18 protein-coding genes and 1 pseudogene are annotated in these 21171 nt (G+C 71.9%); 10 read left to right on the plus strand and 9 right to left on the minus strand.

The window, feature by feature from the left end; translation table 11 throughout:
• Positions 1-304: 304 nt before the first annotated feature.
• The 5 genes from TA90_RS15315 (at position 305) to TA90_RS12145 (ending at position 6893) form a co-directional block, all read left to right on the plus strand.
• Positions 305-3265: an Lhr family ATP-dependent helicase gene (locus TA90_RS15315; RefSeq protein WP_197067903.1), complete on the plus strand. Its 2961-nt coding sequence runs from the start codon at positions 305-307 to the stop codon at positions 3263-3265.
• A gap of 138 nt (positions 3266-3403) precedes the next feature.
• Complete coding sequence (hemG, locus tag TA90_RS12130) at positions 3404-3943, plus strand: menaquinone-dependent protoporphyrinogen IX dehydrogenase (protein ID WP_043536828.1); 540 nt, start codon at positions 3404-3406, stop codon at positions 3941-3943.
• A 237-nt stretch (positions 3944-4180) separates the two neighbouring features.
• A complete protein-coding gene (locus TA90_RS12135) occupies positions 4181-5263 on the plus strand; it encodes a lactate/malate family dehydrogenase (RefSeq protein WP_043536851.1) in 1083 nt (360 codons plus the stop codon).
• Positions 5256-5810 (plus strand): ACT domain-containing protein, encoded by a 555-nt coding sequence (locus TA90_RS12140; protein WP_043536829.1) that lies wholly within the window; start codon positions 5256-5258, stop codon positions 5808-5810. Before TA90_RS12135 ends, TA90_RS12140 begins: the two co-directional genes overlap by 8 nt.
• 345 nt (positions 5811-6155) lie before the next feature.
• On the plus strand, positions 6156-6893 hold the full coding sequence (locus tag TA90_RS12145; RefSeq protein WP_043536853.1) for a siderophore-interacting protein: 738 nt from the start codon (positions 6156-6158) through the stop codon (positions 6891-6893).
• 176 nt (positions 6894-7069) lie between these two features.
• On the opposite strand, the gene TA90_RS12150 is transcribed toward TA90_RS12145, so the two are convergent.
• On the minus strand, positions 7070-7963 hold the full coding sequence (locus tag TA90_RS12150) for an alpha/beta hydrolase (RefSeq protein WP_043536831.1): 894 nt from the start codon (positions 7961-7963) through the stop codon (positions 7070-7072).
• Between the two features lie 235 nt (positions 7964-8198).
• On the opposite strand from TA90_RS12150, the gene TA90_RS12155 reads away from it, so the two are divergent.
• Together TA90_RS12155 and TA90_RS13460 are read left to right on the plus strand one after the other, a co-directional pair.
• Complete coding sequence (locus TA90_RS12155; protein WP_043536832.1) at positions 8199-8579, plus strand: phage holin family protein; 381 nt, start codon at positions 8199-8201, stop codon at positions 8577-8579.
• A 102-nt stretch (positions 8580-8681) separates the two neighbouring features.
• Complete coding sequence (locus tag TA90_RS13460) at positions 8682-9437, plus strand: DUF6308 family protein (protein WP_052450859.1); 756 nt, start codon at positions 8682-8684, stop codon at positions 9435-9437.
• Positions 9438-9532: 95 nt separating this feature from the next.
• Here TA90_RS13460 and TA90_RS12165 read toward each other — a convergent pair whose 3' ends face one another.
• From TA90_RS12165 to TA90_RS12180, 3 genes are all read right to left on the minus strand, one after another.
• Entirely contained in the window at positions 9533-10588 is a 1056-nt protein-coding gene (locus tag TA90_RS12165; RefSeq protein WP_043536834.1) for a glycosyltransferase, read from the minus strand.
• On the minus strand, positions 10585-13125 hold the full coding sequence (locus TA90_RS12170; protein ID WP_082031687.1) for a sodium-translocating pyrophosphatase: 2541 nt from the start codon (positions 13123-13125) through the stop codon (positions 10585-10587). The genes TA90_RS12165 and TA90_RS12170 overlap by 4 nt, the downstream gene beginning before the upstream one ends.
• 396 nt (positions 13126-13521) lie before the next feature.
• Complete coding sequence (locus tag TA90_RS12180; RefSeq protein ID WP_043536838.1) at positions 13522-14058, minus strand: MarR family winged helix-turn-helix transcriptional regulator; 537 nt, start codon at positions 14056-14058, stop codon at positions 13522-13524.
• 290 nt (positions 14059-14348) lie between these two features.
• On the opposite strand from TA90_RS12180, the gene rmuC reads away from it, so the two are divergent.
• Entirely contained in the window at positions 14349-15731 is a 1383-nt protein-coding gene (gene rmuC, locus TA90_RS12185; RefSeq protein ID WP_052450860.1) for a DNA recombination protein RmuC, read from the plus strand.
• Between the two features lie 39 nt (positions 15732-15770).
• Here the strand turns inward: rmuC and TA90_RS12190 are convergent, their stop codons facing one another.
• The 5 genes from TA90_RS12190 to TA90_RS12210 form a co-directional block, all read right to left on the minus strand.
• Complete coding sequence (locus TA90_RS12190; RefSeq protein WP_269420070.1) at positions 15771-16319, minus strand: dihydrofolate reductase; 549 nt, start codon at positions 16317-16319, stop codon at positions 15771-15773.
• The gene (locus TA90_RS12195; RefSeq protein ID WP_052450863.1) at positions 16316-17074 is read right to left on the minus strand and encodes a thymidylate synthase; all 759 of its coding nucleotides are present in this window, start codon (positions 17072-17074) and stop codon (positions 16316-16318) included. Before TA90_RS12195 ends, TA90_RS12190 begins: the two co-directional genes overlap by 4 nt.
• A gap of 262 nt (positions 17075-17336) precedes the next feature.
• Positions 17337-18161 (minus strand): hypothetical protein, encoded by an 825-nt coding sequence (locus TA90_RS12200; RefSeq protein ID WP_052450861.1) that lies wholly within the window; start codon positions 18159-18161, stop codon positions 17337-17339.
• Positions 18162-18165: 4 nt separating this feature from the next.
• The gene (locus TA90_RS12205) at positions 18166-18633 is read right to left on the minus strand and encodes an OsmC family protein (RefSeq protein ID WP_043536841.1); all 468 of its coding nucleotides are present in this window, start codon (positions 18631-18633) and stop codon (positions 18166-18168) included.
• Positions 18634-18720: 87 nt separating this feature from the next.
• Positions 18721-19221 (minus strand): DUF2505 domain-containing protein, encoded by a 501-nt coding sequence (locus TA90_RS12210; protein WP_043536843.1) that lies wholly within the window; start codon positions 19219-19221, stop codon positions 18721-18723.
• 175 nt (positions 19222-19396) lie between these two features.
• Here TA90_RS12210 and TA90_RS12215 point away from each other — a divergent pair, with 175 nt between their 5' ends.
• Positions 19397-20854, plus strand: coding sequence for a sensor histidine kinase (locus TA90_RS12215; RefSeq protein WP_043536845.1), 1458 nt, complete (start codon positions 19397-19399; stop codon positions 20852-20854).
• A 50-nt stretch (positions 20855-20904) separates the two neighbouring features.
• Positions 20905-21171, plus strand: a pseudogene (locus tag TA90_RS12220) (hypothetical protein); the annotation flags it as partial.

Here is a 21171-nt window from a genome sequence, read left to right on the forward strand (position 1 = left end):
GATCAACGAACGACCGCGTGGTCCGTCGTCGCCCGCGACCGGGCCGCCCGGACGACGTCTCGTCCCTTCGTGGCGACGGGGACGGGCCCGGGCCGTCCCGCGGAGCGTCGGGCGCGCGGGTGGGGTCGTTCGTCGCGCGACGGCCGGGACGGGACGGGGGTCGGGTGGGGCCGCGCGTGGTCCGGTGCCCAAGGCCCCTCCGAGCCGATCCGGTGGGCATCCCGGCGAGGGCGGACCGGACCAGCCCGGTCGACAGGGGGACGAACACGCCTCCGGGTCGGTCGCCGACCGTGTGCAGGGTGGGGTGGAGGAACGTCTCCGGGAGGACGGCCTCGACGACAGTGCCGTGCGGAACCTGCTCGCCCTCCTGGAGGAGCAGCGCCGTGCCACCGGCGTCCTGCCCACCGACACCACGCTGGTCGTGGAACGCTGCCGCGACGAGGTGGGGGACTGGCGCCTCGTGCTCCACTCGCCCTACGGGCGGCGGGTGCACGCCCCCTGGGCGCTGGCCGTCTCCGAGCGCCTCCAGCGCGAGCGCGGCCTGGACGCCCGTGCCATGGCCGCCGACGACGGGATCGTGGTGCGCCTGCCCGACTCCACGGGACGCCCGCCCGGAGCGGAGGTGTTCCGCTTCGACGCCGACGTCATGCGCCGGGTGGTCGTGGACGCGGTGGGCCACTCCGCCCTGTTCGCTGCCCGTTTCCGGGAGTGCGCGGCGCGCGCCCTGCTCCTGCCGCGGCGCAACCCCGGCAGGCGTTCGCCCCTGTGGCAGCAACGCCAGCGCGCCGCGCAGCTGCTGTCCGTGGCGAGCGCCCATCCGGATTTCCCGATCCTGCTGGAGACGGCCCGGGAGTGCCTCGCCGATGTCTACGACCTCGATGCCCTGGCGGACCTGCTGCGCGCCCTGGACTCGGGTGCGGTGGGCATGGCCGAGGTGGAGACGGCCGTCCCCTCGCCCTTCGCCTCGACCCTGCTCTTCGGGTACGTCGGCGCCAACCTCTACGACGACGACCAGCCCCTGGCCGAGCGGCGAGCCTCACTGCTGTCGCTGGACACCGCCCTCCTCGCCGACCTCCTCGGCGAGGTCGACATTGCCTCCCTGCTGGACCCCGACGTCGCCGCACAGCTGGGAGCCGAGCTGCAGCGCACCGCACCCGGGCGCCAAGCCCGCGGGGTGGAAGGCGTGGCGGACCTGTTGCGGGAGCTCGGCCCCCTGGATGCCGCGGAGGTCGCCGCCCGCAGCGAGGACCCTGCCGGGGTGCGCACCCACCTGGAGGACCTCGCCGCCCAGGGGCGGGCCCTGTTGGTGGGGCTGGGGGCCCGCCGGGTGTGGGTGGCCGTGGAGGACGCCGCCCGCATGCGCGACGCCCTGGGGGTCGCGCTGCCCGCGGGCGTCGACGCAGTGTTCCTCGAACCGGTGGAGGACCCGCTCGGCGACCTCGTGCGGAGACATGCGCGCACGCACACGGCGTTCACCACCGCCTCCCTGACGCAGCGCTTCGGTGTGGGTGTCGCGGTGGTCGACCCGGTGCTCGAGGACCTGCGGCGGCGCGACCGCGTGGTGCGGGGCCGATTCGGCGCGGGTGTCGGTGCCGGGGCCGGTGCGGGTGCCGGGGCGCGAGTGGACGGGCATGGGGCAGATGATGCAGGTGCCGCCGACGACGCGGGTGCGGGCGCCGGGACCGGTGCTGGCGGGCGTGCGGGTGCAGGAACGGGCGCGGGGGAGGAGGGCGCACCGGTCGACCCCCGTGGCGGGCACGAGTGGATCGGCACCGAGGTGCTGCGCACCCTGCGCCTGCGCTCCCTCGCTGCGGCGCGTGAGGCGACCCGCCCGGTGGCACCGGCGGCCTTCGTCCGCTTCCTCCAGGACTGGCACGGCGTGGGCGCGACGGGCGTGGGGGCCGAGGGCGTCGAGGGCGTCCTGCGTGCCCTCGACCAACTGGCCGGACTGGCCCTGCCGGCCTCCGTGTGGGAGTCGCAGGTCCTGCCCGCCAGGGTTCCCGGCTACCACGGGGCGCTGCTGGACCAGTTGACCGCCACCGGCGAGGTCGTGTGGTGCGGGGCCGGACGCCTGGGTGCGGATGACGGACTCATCGCCTTCGCCCCGGCGGAGCTGGCGGAGGACGTCCTCCCCGAGCCCTTCGGCGGGGCCGGTGCGCCCATTCCCGGCTCGGCGACCAACGGGCCGGAACCCGACGGGGCGGTCCCGGACCTGCGCTCGGCGATGCTCGATGTCCTGGGCGACGGGGGTGGCTACTTCGTCGACCAGCTGCGCCACCTGGTGATCGACCGGGTGGGCGGGGTCCTCGCGCCCTCCTCGGCGGAGGTCGGGGACGAACTGTGGGAACTCGTGTGGCAGGGACTGGTCACCAACGACACCTACGCGCCCGTCCGCGCCCTGTTGGGGGGCGGGGGCAGCGCACGGGCGCGGGCCGTCCGGGCGACACCGGCGCCCAGGGCGCGGATGCGTCCCCGCACGGGTCTGCGGCGCGCGCCGGGTCCGCGGGCCCCCGTCCAGGCGCGGCTGGGAGGACGCTGGTCGCTGCTGGACCGCGGGGGAGTACCCCCGACGGAGCGCGCCCTGGCACGGGCGGAGACGCTCGTGGCGCGCCACGGCGTCCTCTCCCGTGGGGCCGTCGCCGACGAGGGCGTCCCGGGTGGCTTCAGCGCCGTGCTCCCGGTCCTGCGCGTCCTCGAGGACGGGGGACGGGTGCTGCGCGGGCACTTCGTGGCGGGCCTGGGCGGTGCCCAGTTCGCCGACCGGGGCGCGGTGGACCGGCTCAGGGGATTCGAGGGGAGCCACGGCGAGGCGGAGACCGTGGCCCTGTCCTGCCTGGACCCGGCCAACCCCTTCGGATCCGTCCTGGACTGGCCACAGGTGGTGCGCCTCGGCCCCGCTGGAACCGGTCCACGCCCGTCGGACGGGCAGTCGGGCGGTGGTGCGCCCCTCGACACGGAGGGCTCCACGGAGGCGCCCTCGCACGGGACCCCCACCCGCAGGGCCGGGTCCTGGGTGGTCCTGCGCGGCGGGCGGGCCGTGCTGTGGGCCCCGGGTGGGGGACGGGCGCTGCTGGCCCTCAGCGAGGACCACGCGGACCTGGCGCCCGCCTGCCGGGCGTGGGTGGAGGCCATCCGGCGCGGGGGCCTGACCCCGGTCACCGTGGAGACGGTGAGCGGCGAACCCGTGCACCGCACCCCCGTGGAGGACCTGCTGCGGGAGGCGGGCTTCTCACTGACGCCGACGGGGTTGCGCCTCTACCAGTGAGTCCAGGGACCGCCCCGGAGTGCGGGCGCGGCCCCGGATGAGGTGACACGGCGTCGCGACTGGGGTGGCGCGGCCCCGCCTACCATTGACGGGCGCGACCAGCCCGGCGCGGACCCACCCAGGGATTGGAACGACACCGTGGACATCCTCGTCCTGCACTCCAGCCGCTTCGGCCACACGACCCGCATCGCCCAGCGGGTCGCGGACCGCCTCGGGGATACCGGCCACTCCGTCGACCTGCAGGAACTGGGACGGAACACGAGCATCGACCCCGCGCGGCACCGGGCGGTCCTGGTCGGGGCCTCCGTGCGCTACGGGTACTTCTCGAGGTCCCTGTGGCGCTTCGCGGAGCGCAACGTCGAGGTGCTCTCGGGCATGCCGAGCGCCTTCTTCGGGGTGAACCTCGTGGCCACCAAACCGGGCAAGGACCGGGTGGACACCAACGCCTACACCCGCAAGTTCCTCGAGCGCACCCCCTGGCAGCCCACGGTGCGGGAGGTCTTCGCCGGTGAGCTCGACTACCCCAGGTACAACCCCGTCGACCGCCGCCTCATCCAGCTGATCATGAGCCGAACCGGCAAGCCCACCGATCCCACCGTCCACGAGGTCTACACCGACTGGGACCGCGTCGACCGCTTCGCCGGGGAGTTCGCCTCCGCCCTCGAGGGACGCGACTGACCCCACCGCGGGACGCGGGCGCTCCTCACCCCAGCGCGTCGAGGAGGATGCCCGCCCCGAGCAGCGCGACCACCGAGTTCCCCGCGACCACGGTGGCGCGTTGCAGACCCGGGCGCGCGCGGCGGTGCAGGGTCCCGCCCGCGCGACGTCCATGGCTGCACGGTATGCAAGTTGGCGGCGGGGGGCCGACCCCGCCCACATACCAAGAAATGACCAAACGGACCTATAGTGCTGTACATGGATGTGGCAGTGATCGGTGCGACCGGAGCAGTCGGGCGGGAGGTCTGCATCCAGCTCATCGAACGGCAGGTGCTCCCGCCCTCGTCACGCCTCCAACTGGTGGGGCGCGCCGGGGGGAGTTCGGGGCCCGCGGTCCACGGGTTCCGCGCGGACCTCCTCGACGCCTACGACGAGGTCGCCCCCATGATCGACGTGGCCCTGGACCCCAGCGAGGTCGTCGCCGACGTGGTCGTCTTCGCCGCCGGTGCCACCGCCCCGCCCAGGCCCGGTGCCTCGGCGGACCGCGACGCCCTCGCCGCCACCAACGCGCGCGTGTTCGCCTCCTACGCGCAGGCCTTCGCCGAGCACGCCTCCGGGCGTGAGGTGGTCATCATGGTCACCAACCCCGTCGAGCTCGGGGTTGCCATGATGGCGCAGGTCCTCGACCGCCACCAGGTCATCGGGATGGGCGCCTGGCTGGACACCCTGCGCCTGCGCCGCGAGATCGCGGGCTCCCTCGGCATGCGCCGCCACCGCATCTCCGGTTTCGCCGCGGGCCAGCACGGCAACGGCGTGGTGCCGCTGTGGTCCTCGGTGCGCGTCGCGGGGCTGGACGTGCCCGAGCGGGCCGCGGCCGTGCGCCGGATCCGCGGCCCGAGGTCGCTCGACACCTTCTCCGAGGAGATCGCCGCCGCCCAGACCCGGTTGCGTGACGTGGCGAGCGAGGACGTGGCCGCGGCCTTCGACCTCGTGGAGACCCTGCCCCCCGACCTGCGCATGGTGGTGGGGGCGTGGATGACGCACCAGTCCGGGGCCCGCACCGCGGTGGGCACGGCCAATGCCACGGTGGAACTCGTGGCGACCCTCATGGACGGACGCGAGATCGTCGTGGCCGGGCAGGTGCCACTGGAGGGGGAGGTCACCCTGGAGGGACAGCCCGTCACCGGGGTCCTGGGGGTTCCGGTGGTCCTCGGCCCGGAGGGATGGTCACGGGCGCTCCTGACGGACCTGGCCCCGGACGAGGAGAGGCTCCTGGCCGCCACCAGCGCCCACATCCGGCAGCTGTGCGACCCCTACCTGCAGGAGGTGGCCCATGTCTGAGACCGAGCCGCGACCCGCCACCGGTTCCGACAGCCCTGAGACCGTTCGGACCGCTGTCCCCTCCGCGGACCCCTCCGGCGGTGCCGCCGGGGAGGTCGACCAGGACCCCGGGTGGGTCGTCGTCGTACGCACCGCCGACCGCTCGGGCGTGGTCACCCAGCTCGCCGGCGTCTTCTCCACGCGCGGCGTCAACGTCGACTCCATCGCCACGGGGGTGCCGGGGGCCGGGATGGCCGACGTGACGCTGACGTTCCGGGCCTCGGAGCGCAGGTGCCGACAGCTGGCGCGCTCGGTGGAGCGGCTCGCCTCCGTGCGCGAGGTCGTCGTCCGCAGCGAGGACGACCCCCGCGTCCACGCCGCGGCCGTGATCATCATGGGGCCGGGTGAGGAGTTCACCCCTGCCCCCTCCTTGGTCCTGCGCTGGTCGGGTGACACGTCCCAGGGTGAGCCACTGTTGGCCGAGGGACCCTACGACTCCGTGCGCCGTCTGGTGAACGCGGCATCCGACCGTGCCCTGACGACCGGAGTCGTCCTCTCCGCCTTCTGATCCGCCGCCGGTGCGTCTGCAGGCTCCCGATGCGCACCGCGTCGGCGGTGGGCAGCGGCCCGTGCGTACCGCGTGGCCCCCCTTGGGCCGGGCCGCGAGTCGCGGTCACCCGCGCGAGGGCGACCGGAGTGGGGAAGGCGCGGACGTCCGGGATCCGACATGCGTCGGGTGGATGGACCAGGGCTCGGGGTCGCTCCACGGGAGCGGACCTCATGCCCAGAACAGGGCGGACTTCGACCCCGGAACAGAGCGGACTTCGGCGAGGGGTGGGGTCTGGACCCGGGGCGGCGCACCTGCGACAATCCCCACCAGGGAAGGTGAGCCTCACCTCAGATCGGAGTGGAGATGGGTCGCGGCTACCAGGGGGCCGTCCTGAACGTGCTGCGCGCCCCCGAGTTCGAACTCGACATCCTCGACGTCGCTCCGGCGGGGGACTACACGCGGGTCCGCGTGCACAACGAGGACCTCCTGGGACACGGCCGGACCCGGGAGCTTCCCCCCACCGTCTGGGTGCGACTGTGGATCCCCGAGGGGGACAGGGAACACCAGCGGGGCTACACGCTCGTGGGGATGGACCACGACGCGGCGGAGGCGACCATCTACCTCCTCCACCACGAACCCGCCGGTCCCGCCTCGCGCTGGGCGCTGGCGCTGACACCGGGGGGAACCGTCTCCGCCCAGCTCTACGGCGGGACCAGGTACTGCCCACCCGTGGCCGGGACCAGGCTCCTGCTGGTCGGTGACCCGGCCTCCGTCCCCGCCATCGCCGACGCACTCGCGGCGGCGCACTCCTCGTGCACGGCGGAGGTGGTCGTCCGGGCCCCGGAGGACCAGTGGCTGCCACTCGGGGAGGTCCGCGGGCCGGTGACGCGGGTCCACCCGGACCGCGGGACCGACGCGCTGGTGGACGTGGTCTCCGGGCTGGTCGCGACGGGGGCGCCCGACTGGGCCTGGGTCGCGCTGGAGTCCACCCCCACACGACGCGTGCGTCGGGCACTCCTGGATGCCGGCGTGCCTCGCGGGGCGATCCAGCACCAGGCGTACTGGGTGCAGGGGCGCGCGATGGGGCGCACCGACGACTGAGGTCCTCGCGCGCGGCGGCGGCACCCTGCAGCGGTTGTCGCGCGTACGGGCGGCGTCCTGTCGGAAGGGGTGCGCGCACGAGGGCGACGCCCTGCCGGGGGAGCCCGGATCGCTGGGCGGTGCCGCAGGTGGTGGGTGCCGCAGGTGGTGGGTTCCGGGGTGGTGGGTGCCGACGGTCAGGAGAGCGCCCGGAGGGTCTCCTCGACGATGCGGTCGTAGACGGGTTGGACGACGCTGCGGGGCGCGCCGAGGATGTTGAAGCCGTGCCCGACCCCGTCCACGTCGACGTGGGCGACGAGCGCGCCGGCCTCCTCCAGGCGGGTGGCATAGCGGGTGCCCTCGGCGCGCAGGATGTCCCTCTGCGCGGTGACGACGAGGCCCGGCGCGATGCCCGCCAGTGAGGCGGTGTCCCAGCCCGAGGCCGGTGAGGCGAGTCGGTGGCGGCGCCTGTGGGGATCAGGGCAGTAGGCGCGGTCGAAGACCGGTCCCATCCACACCAGCAGGGCCTCGGTGCCCGGCGCCCTCTTCGTCCACGACGGAACGGTCAGGTCCAGGGGCGGGTACATGAGGACCTGGAGGGAGATGTCCGGCCCGCCCTCCTCCAACGCCAGGCGGGACACACCCGCAGCGAGTGCGCCGCCCGCCGACTGTCCGCCCACCACCAGGCGCGTCCCGTCCCAGGGGCGGTCGGGGGAGGCGGCCCACACGGCGACGTCGTGGGCCTGCGCCACGGCACCGGGGAAGCGGAGCTGGGGTGCGGTCCCGTAGTCGACGTTGAGCACGGTCACCCCCGCGTGGGCTGCGAGGTAGCGGCACAGGGGATCGTCCTGCTCGGGGTGACGCAGGACGAATCCGCCCCCGTGGAGGTTGACGTAGACGCCCCCGCTGCCGGGACCCCCAGCGGGCTGGTGGACGGTCGCGTCGACGGGGCCCAGACGGGTGGGGACCCTGACCCGGTGGGTGCGTGCCGGGACCTCTGCGAAGGAGATGTCCGCCGGGATCCGCGCGGCGCCCGGCGCGCGCTGCGCCCGCAGGGCGATGCGGTCGGCGAGGCAGAGGGGGAGCTCCACGGTCAGGTCCTTCCCGGAGACACGAAGTCGGTGCCCACGCTAGTGCAGGGCGGACGGGCGGACGGGCGGACGGGCACGCGGTGGTCGGCCCCCGCGGTGGTCGTGGCTGACACGAAAGACCCCACACGTCGAGCACAATGGTGCACAGGTGCTCCCCGGGGCGCTGCGGACCCGGCACCCCTGCCGGGACCGGGAGCCGGGTCCAGACGACCCGCGCACGACGAAAGGTCCTCCCATGCCACGCTTCCTCATCCGTATCGGTGTGACGTTGGCGAGCGCGGCGATCGGTCTGGGTGTCGCGGTCCTGCTCGTTCCCGGGTTCAAGGTCCAGCTCGGGGCGTTCGTCTTCGCCGTCATCACCTTCACGATCGTCCAGGCGTTGCTCGCACCGCTGGTCTCCCGGCTCATCGGGAAGCACGTCCCCGCCCTCGAGGGTGGGGTCGGCATCATCTCGACCCTGGTCTCGCTCCTCGTGGTGGCGCTCGTGCCGGGCGGGGTCTCGGTGAACCGGATCTCGACCTGGCTGATCGCCGCGGTCATCGTGTGGCTGTTCACCGGGCTGGCAGGCGCATTCCTCTCCTACCTCCAGAGGAAGCGGGACACGACGGAGGACTGAGGACTTCGCGGCGGACGGGAGAAGGGGCCTCTCCCATCTTTCCGTGCAGGACAGGGCTCAGTGGTGGAGAAATCCAGCCTGCCCGGGTGAGACGATGCGCGGATGACGAGAAGTGCTGAACTGCGGGTCCCGGAGATCTTCCGGCATGAGGACGACGAGACATACGCCGACAACCTCCTTCGGGACTATTGCAGGAACTTCGACGGACACCTGTTTGATTCCCTTGGACAGAAGAGGAACCTGGGGGTCGGCTCGTGTCGGGTCACGTCCGAGGACCTGCTCGCCGTCCAGATGCTGTCGGTGAAGGTTCCGGCCAGGGCAGTCAAACGGATCCTCGAGGACGAGGCGAAGATCATCAAAGCACTCCTCAGGAGAGCTCCGGGGCCGGAGACACCGATCTGGGAGGTCGATGAGGACCAGCTGACCGACGAGGGCGCGCCCTTGTCGTGTCTGTGGAACCTCCTGCGGAGGAATGCCGGGGCGCCGCTCCGGTACGACGGGAAGCAGAGCAAGGTGACCGGTGAGAGGGACGGAATGGGGCCGACACTGGTCAGCAAGCTCATGGCGAGGAAGAGGCCGGGCCTCATCCCGATCTCGGACGGCGTGGTGACAACGGCCCTGGGCCTTCCCCGCAGCGGGGAGGGCCACTGGCTGCGTGCGCGAGCTCTGATGCTCGAGAACGTCACGTACCAGGGTGAGCAGATGCCCCTCCACGAACGCCTGGAGAGGGCCGTCGAGAAGACCGAATCCCGTGTCCCGATCACGCCGCTGAGGGCTCTGGACATCATCCTGTGGTACGCCAACAATCCCGCACCCTCGACCGCGAACCTGAGGGCCAAGGTGCCGAGGTCGAGGTGAGGCGACCGACGTGGACGGAAGAGGAGGGGGGCGGGGCGCACCAGCGCCCCGCCCCCCTCAGACGATGTGGTCGTCAGTTGCCCGGTGGCCCCGCCTCACTCCCCGAACCACGTGTGGACGCGCTCGCGGATCTCGCGGTCGAAGGCGTCGTCACTGTGACGGTGCTGGATCCACTCCACGAAGCTGCCGCCCACCAGGGCGTCCAGCTCCGCACGGCAGGCCGCGGTGTCCGTGACGGCGCGCTCCAGGAGGTCCTCCGCCTCCTCCCGGGTGCGGTAGAGGAACGGGTAGTGTGCGGGCACGAGGGCGCGCGCCCACATCCGGTCGGGCAGGATCCCGATGGCTCCGGCGCCCATCGCCTCCACGTAGGACAACCCGTAGGACTCGTCCGTGGCGGTGGCCACGAAGGCCGTGGTGTGGGCCAGGGCGTGCCAGTAGGACGTGCGGGAGGCCGTCAACGGTCCCACCCACACCCAGTTGCGCCGGGAGATCTCCATGGCGGGTTCGCTGACGAGGTGCGACTCGTGCAGACGCATCTCCACCTCGAGGGGGGTACGACGGTGGACCTCGTCGACGATCGCCATGAACTCCTGGGGGCCCTTGCGCTCCGAGAGGTAGATGGCCGGGTAGAGGACCACCGGCACCTCGGGCTCCTCACGCGGCTGGACGTGCTCGAGGCGGAAGCCCAGGTTCACCCACGCCAGCTTCGCCTTCTCCGAGAGGCGTCCCACCGTCCACTTGGCCACCTCCTCGCGGACCTCCGTGGCGGTGCGCTCGGAGTTGGCGAAGGTCGGGAAGAGTGCGCAGGAAAGGGCGAAGCTGGCCAGCTGGACCTCCTCCACCAGTGAGGACGTCGGCCACCACACGAAGTTCATGATCCTGGGGTGGGCGCCCCCGCTGGTGTGGAACAGCGTGTTCCGCACCCCCAGGGAGTCCACGACGTCCATGTTGATGACGACCGTCTCCTCGGGGTCGATGAACTCCAGGGGGACCAGGTCGAATCCCTCGCAGTGCCGGGCGCCGGGCCCGACGAGCATCGAGTTGGGGAAGAGCCTCAGGAGTCGGCGGACCAGGGTGGCACCGGCGTCGTGCCCGGTGACGTGTCCGTCCTCGTCGACGATGGTGGCGTCGCGCTTGATGGCGATCCTCATGATGTGACTCCCATCGGTTCCTCGGTGTTGTCCTCGGCGTCCTCGGAGATGCCGGTCTGGATGCGCATCCCGTAGAACGAACGGTGGATGAAGTAGGCGGCGACCAGGAAGAACGCGGCCGCGAGGACGTGGACCAGGGTGCCCAGCCCCTGACCCGTGAGACTGACGGCCAGCTCGACGGCGAGCAGTCCGAACAGCGTCGTGAACTTGATGATCGGGTTGAGGGCCACCGAGGACGTGTCCTTGAAGGGGTCACCCACCGTGTCGCCGACGATCGTGGCGTCGTGGAGGGGTGTGCCCTTCGCGTGGAGGTCGACCTCGACGACCTTCTTGGCATTGTCCCAAGCTCCGCCCGCGTTCGCCATGTAGATGGCCTGGTACAGGCCGAAGATCGCGATGGAGATCAGGTAGCCGATGAAGAAGTAGGGCTCCACGAAGGCGAAGGACAGGGTCGCGAAGAACACCGCGAGGAAGATCTGCAGCATGCCCTGCTGGGCGTACTGGGTGCAGATCTCCACCACCTTGCGGGAGTCCGCGTCGCTGGCGCGCTCCTGGCCGGGCTCCAGGCGGATGGTCCGCTTGATGAACTCCACCGCCCGGTAGGCACCCGTCGTGACCGCCTGGACGGAGGCCCCGGAGAACCAGTAGATGATCGCGCCACCCGTGATGAGCCCCAGCAGGAAGGGGGCGTGCATGATCGAGAGGTTCTCGACATCCCCGGTCAGGCCGTCGGTGAGACCGATGATGATGGAGAAGATCATCGTGGTGGCGCCCACGACCGCCGTGCCGATGAGGACGGGCTTGGCCGTGGCCTTGAAGGTGTTCCCGGCCCCGTCGTTCTCCTCCAGCATCTGCTTGGCGGTCTCCCACTGGGGTGGCATGCCGAGGTCAGAGGTGAGCTGGGCGTCGATGTCCTCGACGTGCTCGATGCGGGAGAGCTCGTAGACGGACTGGGCGTTGTCGGTGACTGGCCCGTAGGAGTCCACGGCGATGGTCACCGGGCCCATGCCGAGGAAGCCGAAGGCGACCAGGCCGAAGGCGAAGACCGCCGGGGCCAGCATGACGTCGCCCAGGCCTCCCAGGGAGATCAGGTAGGCGACCCCCATCAGGCCCACGATCGTGATGCCCAGCCAGAAGGCGGAGAAGTTGCCGGCCACCACACCGGAGAGGATGTTCAGCGAGGCCCCGCCCTGGCGCGAACTCTTGACCGTCTCGCGCACGTGGCGGGACTTGGTGGAGGTGAAGACCTTGACGAGTTCGGGGATCAGCGCCCCGGCCAGGGTGCCGCAGGTGATGATCGTGGCCAGGCGCAGCCAGAGGGTGCCCTCGACGTCGCCGAGGACGAACCACGTGGTCGCGAAGGTGATGACGATGCACAGGGCGGAGGTCAACCACACCAGGGAGGACAGGGGGGACTCGAAGTTCATCCGCTTCGCGTTGCCCCACTTGGCCACCGCCCAGCGGGCGTTGACCGCGTAGGCGAGGGCGGAGGCGATGATCATGGCGGCGCGCACCACGAAGATCCACACCAGCAGGGTCGCCTGCAGCGAGGGGTCGTGGACCGCCAGGAGGATGAAGGTGACGAGGGCGACGCCGGTGACCCCGTAGGTTTCGAAGCCGTCCGCGCTCGGTCCCACCGAGTCTCCCGCGTTGTCACCCGTGCAGTCGGCGATGACGCCGGGGTTGCGGGGGTCGTCCTCGTCGATCTTGAAGACGATCTTCATGAGGTCGGAGCCGATGTCGGCGATCTTGGTGAAGATGCCGCCCGCGATGCGCAGGGCGGAGGCACCCAGGGACTCGCCGATCGCGAAGCCGATGAAGCAGGCCCCGGCCACGTCGGCGGGCAGGAACAGGAGGATGACGAGCATCATCACCAGTTCCAGGGAGATCAGCACCATGCCGATGGACATGCCCGACTTCATGGGGATGCGGTGGATGTCCAGGGGCCTGCCGCGCAGGGAGGCGTAGGCGGTGCGGGAGTTGGCGAAGGTGTTGACGCGGATCCCGAACCAGGCCACGGCGTAGGAGCCGCCCATGCCCAGCAGGGAGAAGGCGATGACGGTGAGCGTGCGGCCCCAGGTGAAGCCGATGAGGAACCGGTAGTAGATGACGATGACCGCGGTGATGAAGACCCACAGGAGCATGAGGAAGCGCCCCTGCTTGACCAGGTAGGCCTTGCAGGTGGAGTAGATGAGCTCCGAGACCTGGAGCATCGACTTGTGGACCGGCAGGTGCTTGAGCTGCACGTAGGTCACCAGGCCGAAGACCAGTCCCAGCACGCACACGCCCAGGCCCACCAGGAGGAGGGCGCGCCCGGAGATGCCGGAGGCGAGGGTGACGGGGGAGAGGTCGGGGAGTTCCAGGGAGGCCTCGCCGCCGTGGGCGCTGCCGCCTCCCTCACCTCCCGAGGAACCGCAGCCGGCCAGGAGCGTGGCCGTCGTGGTGAGGATCAGGGCCGCGAGGGCATGGGGCCTGCGGAGGCGTTGGGGGTTCGGGCGGGAAGCGGCCACGGAGTGGCCGGCAGTGGAGTGGGCCATCGGTCCTCGGAGTGTCGAGCGTCATTGCTGTCCCCACCAGACTAGGAGTGCAAGGGTGTGCGGCGTGAGGTGGCCGTCGGTGGGTGTCCGTGCAGCGGGGTGGGCGTTTGTGCAGGTGGGCCCGGGGAGTGCTTGTCTGGGTCCAAGGTCCCGCCCGGGTGCCGGGTGCCGGGTGCCGGGTGCCGGGAGCCGGGTGCCGGGTGCCGTCGGCGAGGTCGAGGACGGTGACGTCCTGGTCCGCAGGGGTGTCGGTGTCCGGGGTGGAGGGGGAGGGCGTGGCCTCGCCGGCGTGCCCGGGGGTCGGGTCCCCAGGATGCCCGGTGCCCAGCTCCCGGGCGATCCGGTGGGCGATCTCGGCGGTGGTGCCGTGTTTGCTGGCGAAGACGATGGCGGACTTCATGATGGCCTTCCGGAGGTGGTCGTGAGGGCGGGAGCCGTGTCGGCGCCACGGACTGACACCGTGTGGGAGCCGGTGCCGTGCCGCTCCAGCTCCCCCAGCGCTGTGTGGACTGCCAGGAGCGATCGGCCCAGCTGCGCCAGATCCTCGCGGCTGAGTCGGGAGTACATGGCCTCCATGAACTCCTGTGCCTGTCCCGCGGTCTCCCGTCCCCACTCATCGACGCGCCCGTCGGAGTGGACGCGCAGCGCGCGTGCATCCTGCGCGTCCGGGAGGAGGTGGACGAATCCCTTCTCCTCGAGCCGGTCCAGGAGCTGACGGGTGTTCTGGTGTGAGGTGTCGGCGGTCCGGGCAAGTTCGGAGATGGTGGGCGGTTCCTCGAAGAGGGACAGGATCACCAGCAGCCACCACTGCTTGGCGGTGAGTCCGGGCAGGAGGGAGTCAAGGGTCCTCTGCAGGCGGTTCGCCACGGCGAAGACGCCCCCGAAGACCAGGTGCTCGGGATCCAGGTCCCTGACACGTTCGCTGAGTTCCATCCCGTCCCCCTCCCTCCCCGATGCCCCGAGCTGGTTGCGGCACCCGGATAGGTAATAGCTTACCTATCATCCGTCGACGAGCACCAGTGGGGTCGTTCCCAGGTGCAGGGCTGAGGTGTCGCCCTCGTCGACGGGGCTGCGGGAGCGCGGGGACGCAGGACCCCGGAATGCGCGGTCCGGCCCCCATCCGCAGCCCGGCGGTCTCCCGGTGTGCCACGGCGGGGCCTCCGGCGAGCGGTCACGTCGCGCGGCGGGACGCAGATGCCGGTGGTACCCCGTAGCCTGCCCGCATGACATGGATGATCGTGGCGGCGGTGTGTGCAGGAGTGGTGCTCGGCGCGGTGCTGGGCTGGCTGGCGGCCGGGAGGGTGCTGCGGACGGGGGCCGCACCGGAACTGTCCTCCGCACTCGCCGGGGCCCGGGCGCGCATCGAGGTGCTCGAACAGGAGCGCGGGCGCAGCGAGGTCCTGTGGCGCGAGCGCGTCGAGCAGTACGAGCTCCAGCGGCGCGAGTCCGCCGCCCTCCTGGAGTCGACGAGGGCGGACGCCCAGCGCCGCCTCGACGAGCAGCGCCGTGACCTGGAGGGGCGGATCGCTGAGCAGGCCCGCGTGCGGGAGCAGGAGCAGCAGGACGCCGCCGCGCGCCGGCACCGGGAGGAGGAGGAACGAGGGCGGGTCCTGGAGGCCCTGGCCCCCGTGCGTGACCGTCTCAACGCCGTCCAGACCGCGGTGACGCGGATGGAGAGCGAACGGCAGAGCCAGTACGGCGCACTGGGGGAGCAGCTGGCCCGGGCGCGTGAGGCGGACCGGCAGCTGCGGGCCACGACCTCGGCCCTGGAGGCGGCGCTGCGCAACACCTCGGTGCGGGGGGCCTGGGGCGAGGCCCAGCTGCGCAACATCGTGGAGTCCGCGGGCCTGGTCGAGCATGTCGACTTCGACGTGCAGTCCTCGGTCTCCACGGAGGAGGGCCGCAGGCGCCCCGACATGGTGCTGCACCTGCCCGGCGGGAAGTCGCTGCCCATCGACGCGAAGGTCCCCTTCGACTCCTACATCCGGGCCATGGAGATCCCCGCCAACGCCGAGGGTGAGGAGGGGCGCCGCCGCTCCGAGCTCATGGCCGCCCACGTCAAGGCGCTGCGCGGTCACGTCGATGCCCTCGCGAAGCGGAGCTACTGGGAGGCCCTGGACGCCAGCCCCGACTTCGTCATCGCCTTCGTCCCCTCGGAGTCACTGCTCTCGGCAGCCCTGGAGGCGGACCCGTCCCTGCTCGACCACGCCTTCCAGAAGCGCGTCGCCCTGGCCTCCCCGGTCACCCTGTGGTCGGTGATGAGGACCGTCGCCTACGCCTGGCAGCAGGAGGTGCTCACCGACCAGGCCAAGGAGCTCTTCGACCTGTCCCGTGAGCTGTACTCGAGGATCTCCAGGATCGCGGGGTACGCGGAGGCCATGCGCTCCAGCCTGGAGAAGTCGGTGGGCGCCTGGAACTCGTTCGCGGGGTCCCTGGAGAAGCGTGTCCTGGTGACGGCCCGGAAGCTGGGGACCCTGGACGAGTCCACGGTCATCCCCACCCCGCGCACGATCGACCAGGCACCGCGCCTGCTCACCGCACCGGAGCTGGTCACGGCCGAGGCGGGCGACCGTGGGGCCGTCGCGGCGGAGGGTGACCCCGCCTGAGGTCCGCCCCCGCGGACCGCATCCGACGCCGTGGTGGGGTCAGGGGCGTCGGACCCAGGTGGTGACGCGCCAGCGGGCGTCCCCGGAGACGGGCCGCCAGTCGGCATCGGAGCGGGCGGGGTCGACCACCCACACGGCGGGGTCGATCTCGGGAGCGCGCACCACGTGGCCCGGGTGGCCGCCGGCCAGGACGTCGAGGTCCAGGTCGGTGACCACCAGTTCCTCGACGAGGTCCATGGTCTCGGCGTAGACCCGCCCGCCCCCGGTCACCCACACGGTGGGGGCACCGCTGGCGAGTGCGAGTTGCCGCCCGAGTTCGATCGCCTCCGCCACGGAGGTGACGACCGACGCCCCCGGGGCGCGGTAGGAGCCGTTCGAGGTGATGACGATGTTGGGCCGGTCGGGGAGCGGCGCACCGAGGGACTCCCAGGAGGCGCGTCCCATGATCACCGGGCACCCCAGGGTCGCCGCGCGGAAGTGGGCGAAGTCGCCCGGCACGTGCCACAGCATCCCCGTGCCGGTGCCGAGGACCCCGGTGCGGTCCTGGGCCCAGATGGAGGCCAGGACGGGTCGGTCGTCCGCGCTCACACCGCCACCGGCGCCTTGATCGTGGGGTGGTGGCGGTAGTCGACGACCTCGATGTCGGGGAAGTCGTAGTCGAACATCGACGCAGCCCGGTGCAGCTCGAGTCGGGGGAAGGGGTAGGGCTCGCGCGAGAGCTGCTCGCGGACCTGCTCGACGTGGTTGTCGTAGACGTGGCAGTCCCCGCCCGTCCAGATGAAGTCCCCGACCTCCAGGTCCGCCTGCTGGGCGAACATGTGGGTGAGCAGCGCGTAGGAGGCGATGTTGAAGGGCACCCCCAGGAACATGTCGGCGCTGCGCTGGTAGAGCTGGAGGCTCAGGCGGCCGTCGGCCACATAGAGCTGGAAGAAGGCGTGGCACGGCTCCAGTGCCATGTCCGGCAGGCTCCCCACGTTCCAGGCGGAGACCACCATGCGTCGGGAGTCCGGGTTGGTGCGCAGGGTCTCCAGGACCTGGGAGATCTGGTCGATGTGGCGTCCGTCCCCCGCGTCCCAGGAACGCCACTGGACCCCGTAGACCGGTCCGAGGTCGCCGTCCTCGCGGGCCCACTCGTTCCAGATGCGGATGCCGTGCTCCTGCAGCCAGTGGACGTTGGAGTCCCCGCGCAGGAACCACAGCAGCTCCCCGACCACGGACCTCAGGTGCACCCGTTTGGTGGTGATGAGGGGGAACCCGCGGGAGAGGTCGTAGCGCAGCTGGGCGCCGAACTGTGAGCGGGTGCCGGTCCCGGTGCGGTCGCCCTTGGGGGTGCCCTCGGTCATGACCCGGGCCAGGAGGTCCTCGTACTGACGGTCCACCACTGCCTCTTCCACGTTTCCTCCTCTGTCGCCGCGTGTCCGGCGGCGGGTCCAGTGTGCCAAGGGGTGCCCTCCCGCGCGAGCGCGCCGCCCGTCCGGCCCGACGGGTCCCTGACGTCCGGTGTTCCCGGTGTGCCGGGTCCGCTGCCCCTCCGGCCGCGCCGGGTCCCGGACGCCCGGTATTGCGCGCGTGCCGGGTCCGCCGCCCCTCCGGCCCCGCGGGGTCTCAGGCGCCGGGTGTGTCCGGCCCGCCGGGTTCCGCCGTCCCGTGCCCGTGCCCGTGCGCTCGTGGGGCGTGCAGGTTCTCGATGGGCACCGTGGGGGCGCCCTCGGTGTCCTCCAGTTGGACGTCGACGATGCGCGGGTCGCCCTCGTCAATGGGGACGGGCCCGAGCGCGACCTGCACGCCCTCGACGACGTGGTGGGCCATGGTGCGCCCGATGCTCCACCCCACGGCCGCGCCCACCCCGAAGGGCAGCATCCGCCCCAGGGTGGTGGTCGTGGCCTTGGAGGCGATCCTCGAGCGCATCCACCTCGTCATCAGGTGGTTGAACTGGTGGGCGGAGGCGGAGCGCAGGTTCAGGAAGGAGTTGCGGAACCACGCCGCGGTCTCGATGCCCAGTTGGGCGGAGATGTACTCCGCGCCCCGGCGTCCCGTCAGCACCGCCAGCACCAGGGACGTGCGCTTGGCGGGGTCGCGCAGGTCGATCCCGTGGAGGTGGGCGACGACGAGGGTGTAGTGGGCGGCCTCGGAGACGAAGGCGGCCAGCTGTGCCCCCGACGCGGTCGCGGAGGCGGCGGTGCCGATGCCCGGCCAGGCGGCGGCCGCACCGACTGCGCCGCTCTCCACACCGACGCGGCGGATGAAGCGACGGGTCGCGATCTCCACCAGTTGGGCGGGGGTGGCCCCGGGGTGGTCAGCTCGCAGCCGGTTGGCGGACCGCAGGCTGGCGGAGCGGGGGACGTCGACGGCGTGACGCCACGTCCCCGGCACGTCCACGTGCACACGGGCGGGCACGTGGACGAGGTCGCGGATCCGTCGGCGCTCCACGGGCTCAGTCCCCGTCAGACGCTGGTTCGCTGGTGAAGGTCTTCGTGTAGGGCGTCCCGCGCACCAGGGTGTGGCCGATGGTGCAGTTGCGGTCGATGGCAGCCTCCGCGCGTCGTTCGAGGTCGGCGCGGGCGGACTCGTCCAGTGAGGAGAGGTCCTGGACCAGCTCGACCTGGAAGGAGTCGAAGCGGTCCGCCTCCTTGTCGTACGCCCCGGAGACACCCACGACCTGGGCGAAGTCCTCACCCAGCACGTTCTCGAGGCGACGGTCGGAGGACATCGCATTGCACCCGGCCAGCGCGATCTTCAGGAGGTCGCCGGGGGAGAAGCGCCCGGGTCCGTCACCCAGGAGCAGCTCGGCTCCACGGGCGTTTCGCGCCACGTACTGGCGGGTGCCCTGTCGTTCGAGGAAGAGGGGAGGGGTCGGGCCGCCCTCCGCCGTGGGGGAGGAGTCCTTCGGTGTGATCTTCATGGGTCCATTGTCGCCCAGGGTCCCACCGTGGGCGCGCGAGGGCGCAGGGAGTGGACGCGCGTGAACGGCGGGAGGGACCCCGCGCCCTCACTCGGCGGGGTGGGCGTCCAGCCAGGTCCGGGCGGCCTCCAACTCGCGGGCGAAGAGGGCGTGGACGTGGCTCTGGGCCTGCTGCTCGATGCGGCGTCCCATCAGGGGGATCGAGACGGTGAGGTCGGCGTCGACGGTGCGCGTGGTGGTGCCCGAGTCACCGGTGAGCACCGAGGTGGCGCGCAGCGTGACCGGGGCGCCCTTGACGTGGACCTCGGTGGTGCCGCGCCGGGTGGTCCCCTGGGCGGGCGCCCAGGTCTCCACGACGGAGACGCTCAGGCCTGAGCGCACGAAACGGCGGGCGGCCGCGGGGAGCATGTCGGTGTCGACGGAGGCGTTCACGGTGATGGTGGTGACGCCCCCGTCCTCCGTGACCTCCACCCGGGGGTCCACCACGCCGCGGATGTCGAGGCGGGACCTGGTGTACTCGGGGTCGGCGTACATCGCGCCGATGCGGTCGAGGGGAGCGGGGTAGGTGTAGGAGTCCTTGATGCGCATGTCGACCTCCTGGGCCGGGTCGGGGACGGATGGTCCTGTGTCGGACGATACCGTGTCGGCCTGCCCGTGGGGAGGGCCGGGGCCCGGTGGGACGGGCGTGGCCCCGTGGGGAGGAGCGGGCCCGGTGGGACGGGCGTGGCCCGGGGCGTGCGGCCCGCCGCACTACAGTGGGTGCATGCGAAGCCTGATGCAACTCGCGGAGGAGGCATCCGCCGCCGCACTGTCGGAGTCCGACATCGACTGGCTTCACCTGCTCCTGGCCGACTGGCAGGTCCTCGCCGACCTCGCGGCCGCGGACCTGGTGTTGTGGCTGCCCGCGGACGACGGCCGGTTCGTGGCCGTGGCGCACTGCCGACCGGCCACCTCCGCCACCGTCCACCTCGACGACATCATCGGGCTCTACCTGCCCGCGGCCCGTGAGGCCGAGCTGCACCGGGCGGTGGCCACGCGCAGCGTGATCCGCCCGGCCGCTGCCCGCTGGGCGGGCACCTACTCCATGATGGAGACCTGCGTCCCGGTCGTCCACGAGGGTCGTGTCATCGCGGTCCTCACCCGCGAGTCCAACATCTCCTCCCCACGGCTGTCCCTCGGTGCGCACGGGTGGACGCAGGCGGCCGCCGACGTCCTGTGCCAGATGGTCACGCGCGGTGAGTACCCCTACGACTCCACACCGACGGTCACCTCCCACGGTGTGCCCCGCGTACTCGACGGGGCGATCCTCCTGGACGAGGAGGGAGTGGTCCAGGAGATCACCCCCAACGCCGTGTCCTGCCTGCGTCGCCTCGGCATCAGGTCCTCCGTGCGTGGCCACGTGCTGGCGGAGTACATCACCGACGTCGTCTCGGACGAGGAGATGGTCGAGGAGACGCTGGCCGTGGTGGTCATGGGCCGGGCGTCCTGGCGCGTGGAGATCTCCGCCCATGCCTCCACGGTGACGATGCGTGCCCTGCCCCTGCGCGACGGACGCACCCGCCTGGGTGCGGTGATCCTCACCCGCGACGTCTCCGAGGTCCGCCGGCGCGAGCAGGAGCTGATGACCAAGGACGCGACGATCCGGGAGATCCACCACCGCGTCAAGAACAACCTCCAGACCGTCTCCGCACTCCTGCGCCTCCAGGCACGGCGCAGCGACTCCGAGGAGGTCCGTGCCGCACTGGCCGAGGCGGGTCGGCGCGTCCAGGCCATCGCGACGGTGCACGAGGCCCTCTCCCAGAACGTCGAGGAGGAGGTCGACTTCGACGAGGTCGCCCGTTCCATCCTGCGCCTGTCGGGGGCGGTGGCGACCACCGACCACTCGGTGGACGTGGTGACGACGGGCAAGTTCGGCATGGTCGGCGCCGACTACGCCCAGGCCCTCGCCACGGTCCTCAACGAGCTGGTGGCCAACGCGGTCGAGCACGGCCTGGCCGGGCGTGACGGCGTCGTCCAGATCGACGCCCACCACGACGAGGACGGGGCCCTGGTGGTGCGGGTCATCGACTACGGGGTGGGCTTCGAGCCGGGCACTCCGATGAGCGGGTTGGGCACGCAGATCGTCAACCAGATGGTGCACGGCGAACTCCACGGGACCATCGAGTGGGAGCCCGGGGACGAGGGCGGCACCGTCGTCACGCTGCGCCTCCACCTGGGCTGAGGTCAGCGGAGGGGAGCCGACCCGGTCCACACGGCCACGGAGGTGGGGGAATGGAGCCGTCCATCGACCTGGAGTATCCCTTCACCGGGCGTTGGCTCGTCCGGAACAGCCCCGCCGACCGTGTCCCCAGCCACGGGACGACCCTGTTCGCCACGTCCCACGCCATCGACTTCGTCCCGCTCGACGACCACTCGCGCAGTGCACCGCTGTCGTGGCGGTCCCTGGTCCGCCCGGAGGCGCCGGAGGTCTTCCCCGGGTTCGGGAGGCCGGTCCTCGCGCCGGTCGGGGGGACCGTCCTGGCCGTCCACCAGCGGGAG

Origin of the sequence: Actinomyces polynesiensis (assembly GCF_000820725.1) — a bacterium.
Classification (GTDB): domain Bacteria; phylum Actinomycetota; class Actinomycetes; order Actinomycetales; family Actinomycetaceae; genus Pauljensenia; species Pauljensenia polynesiensis.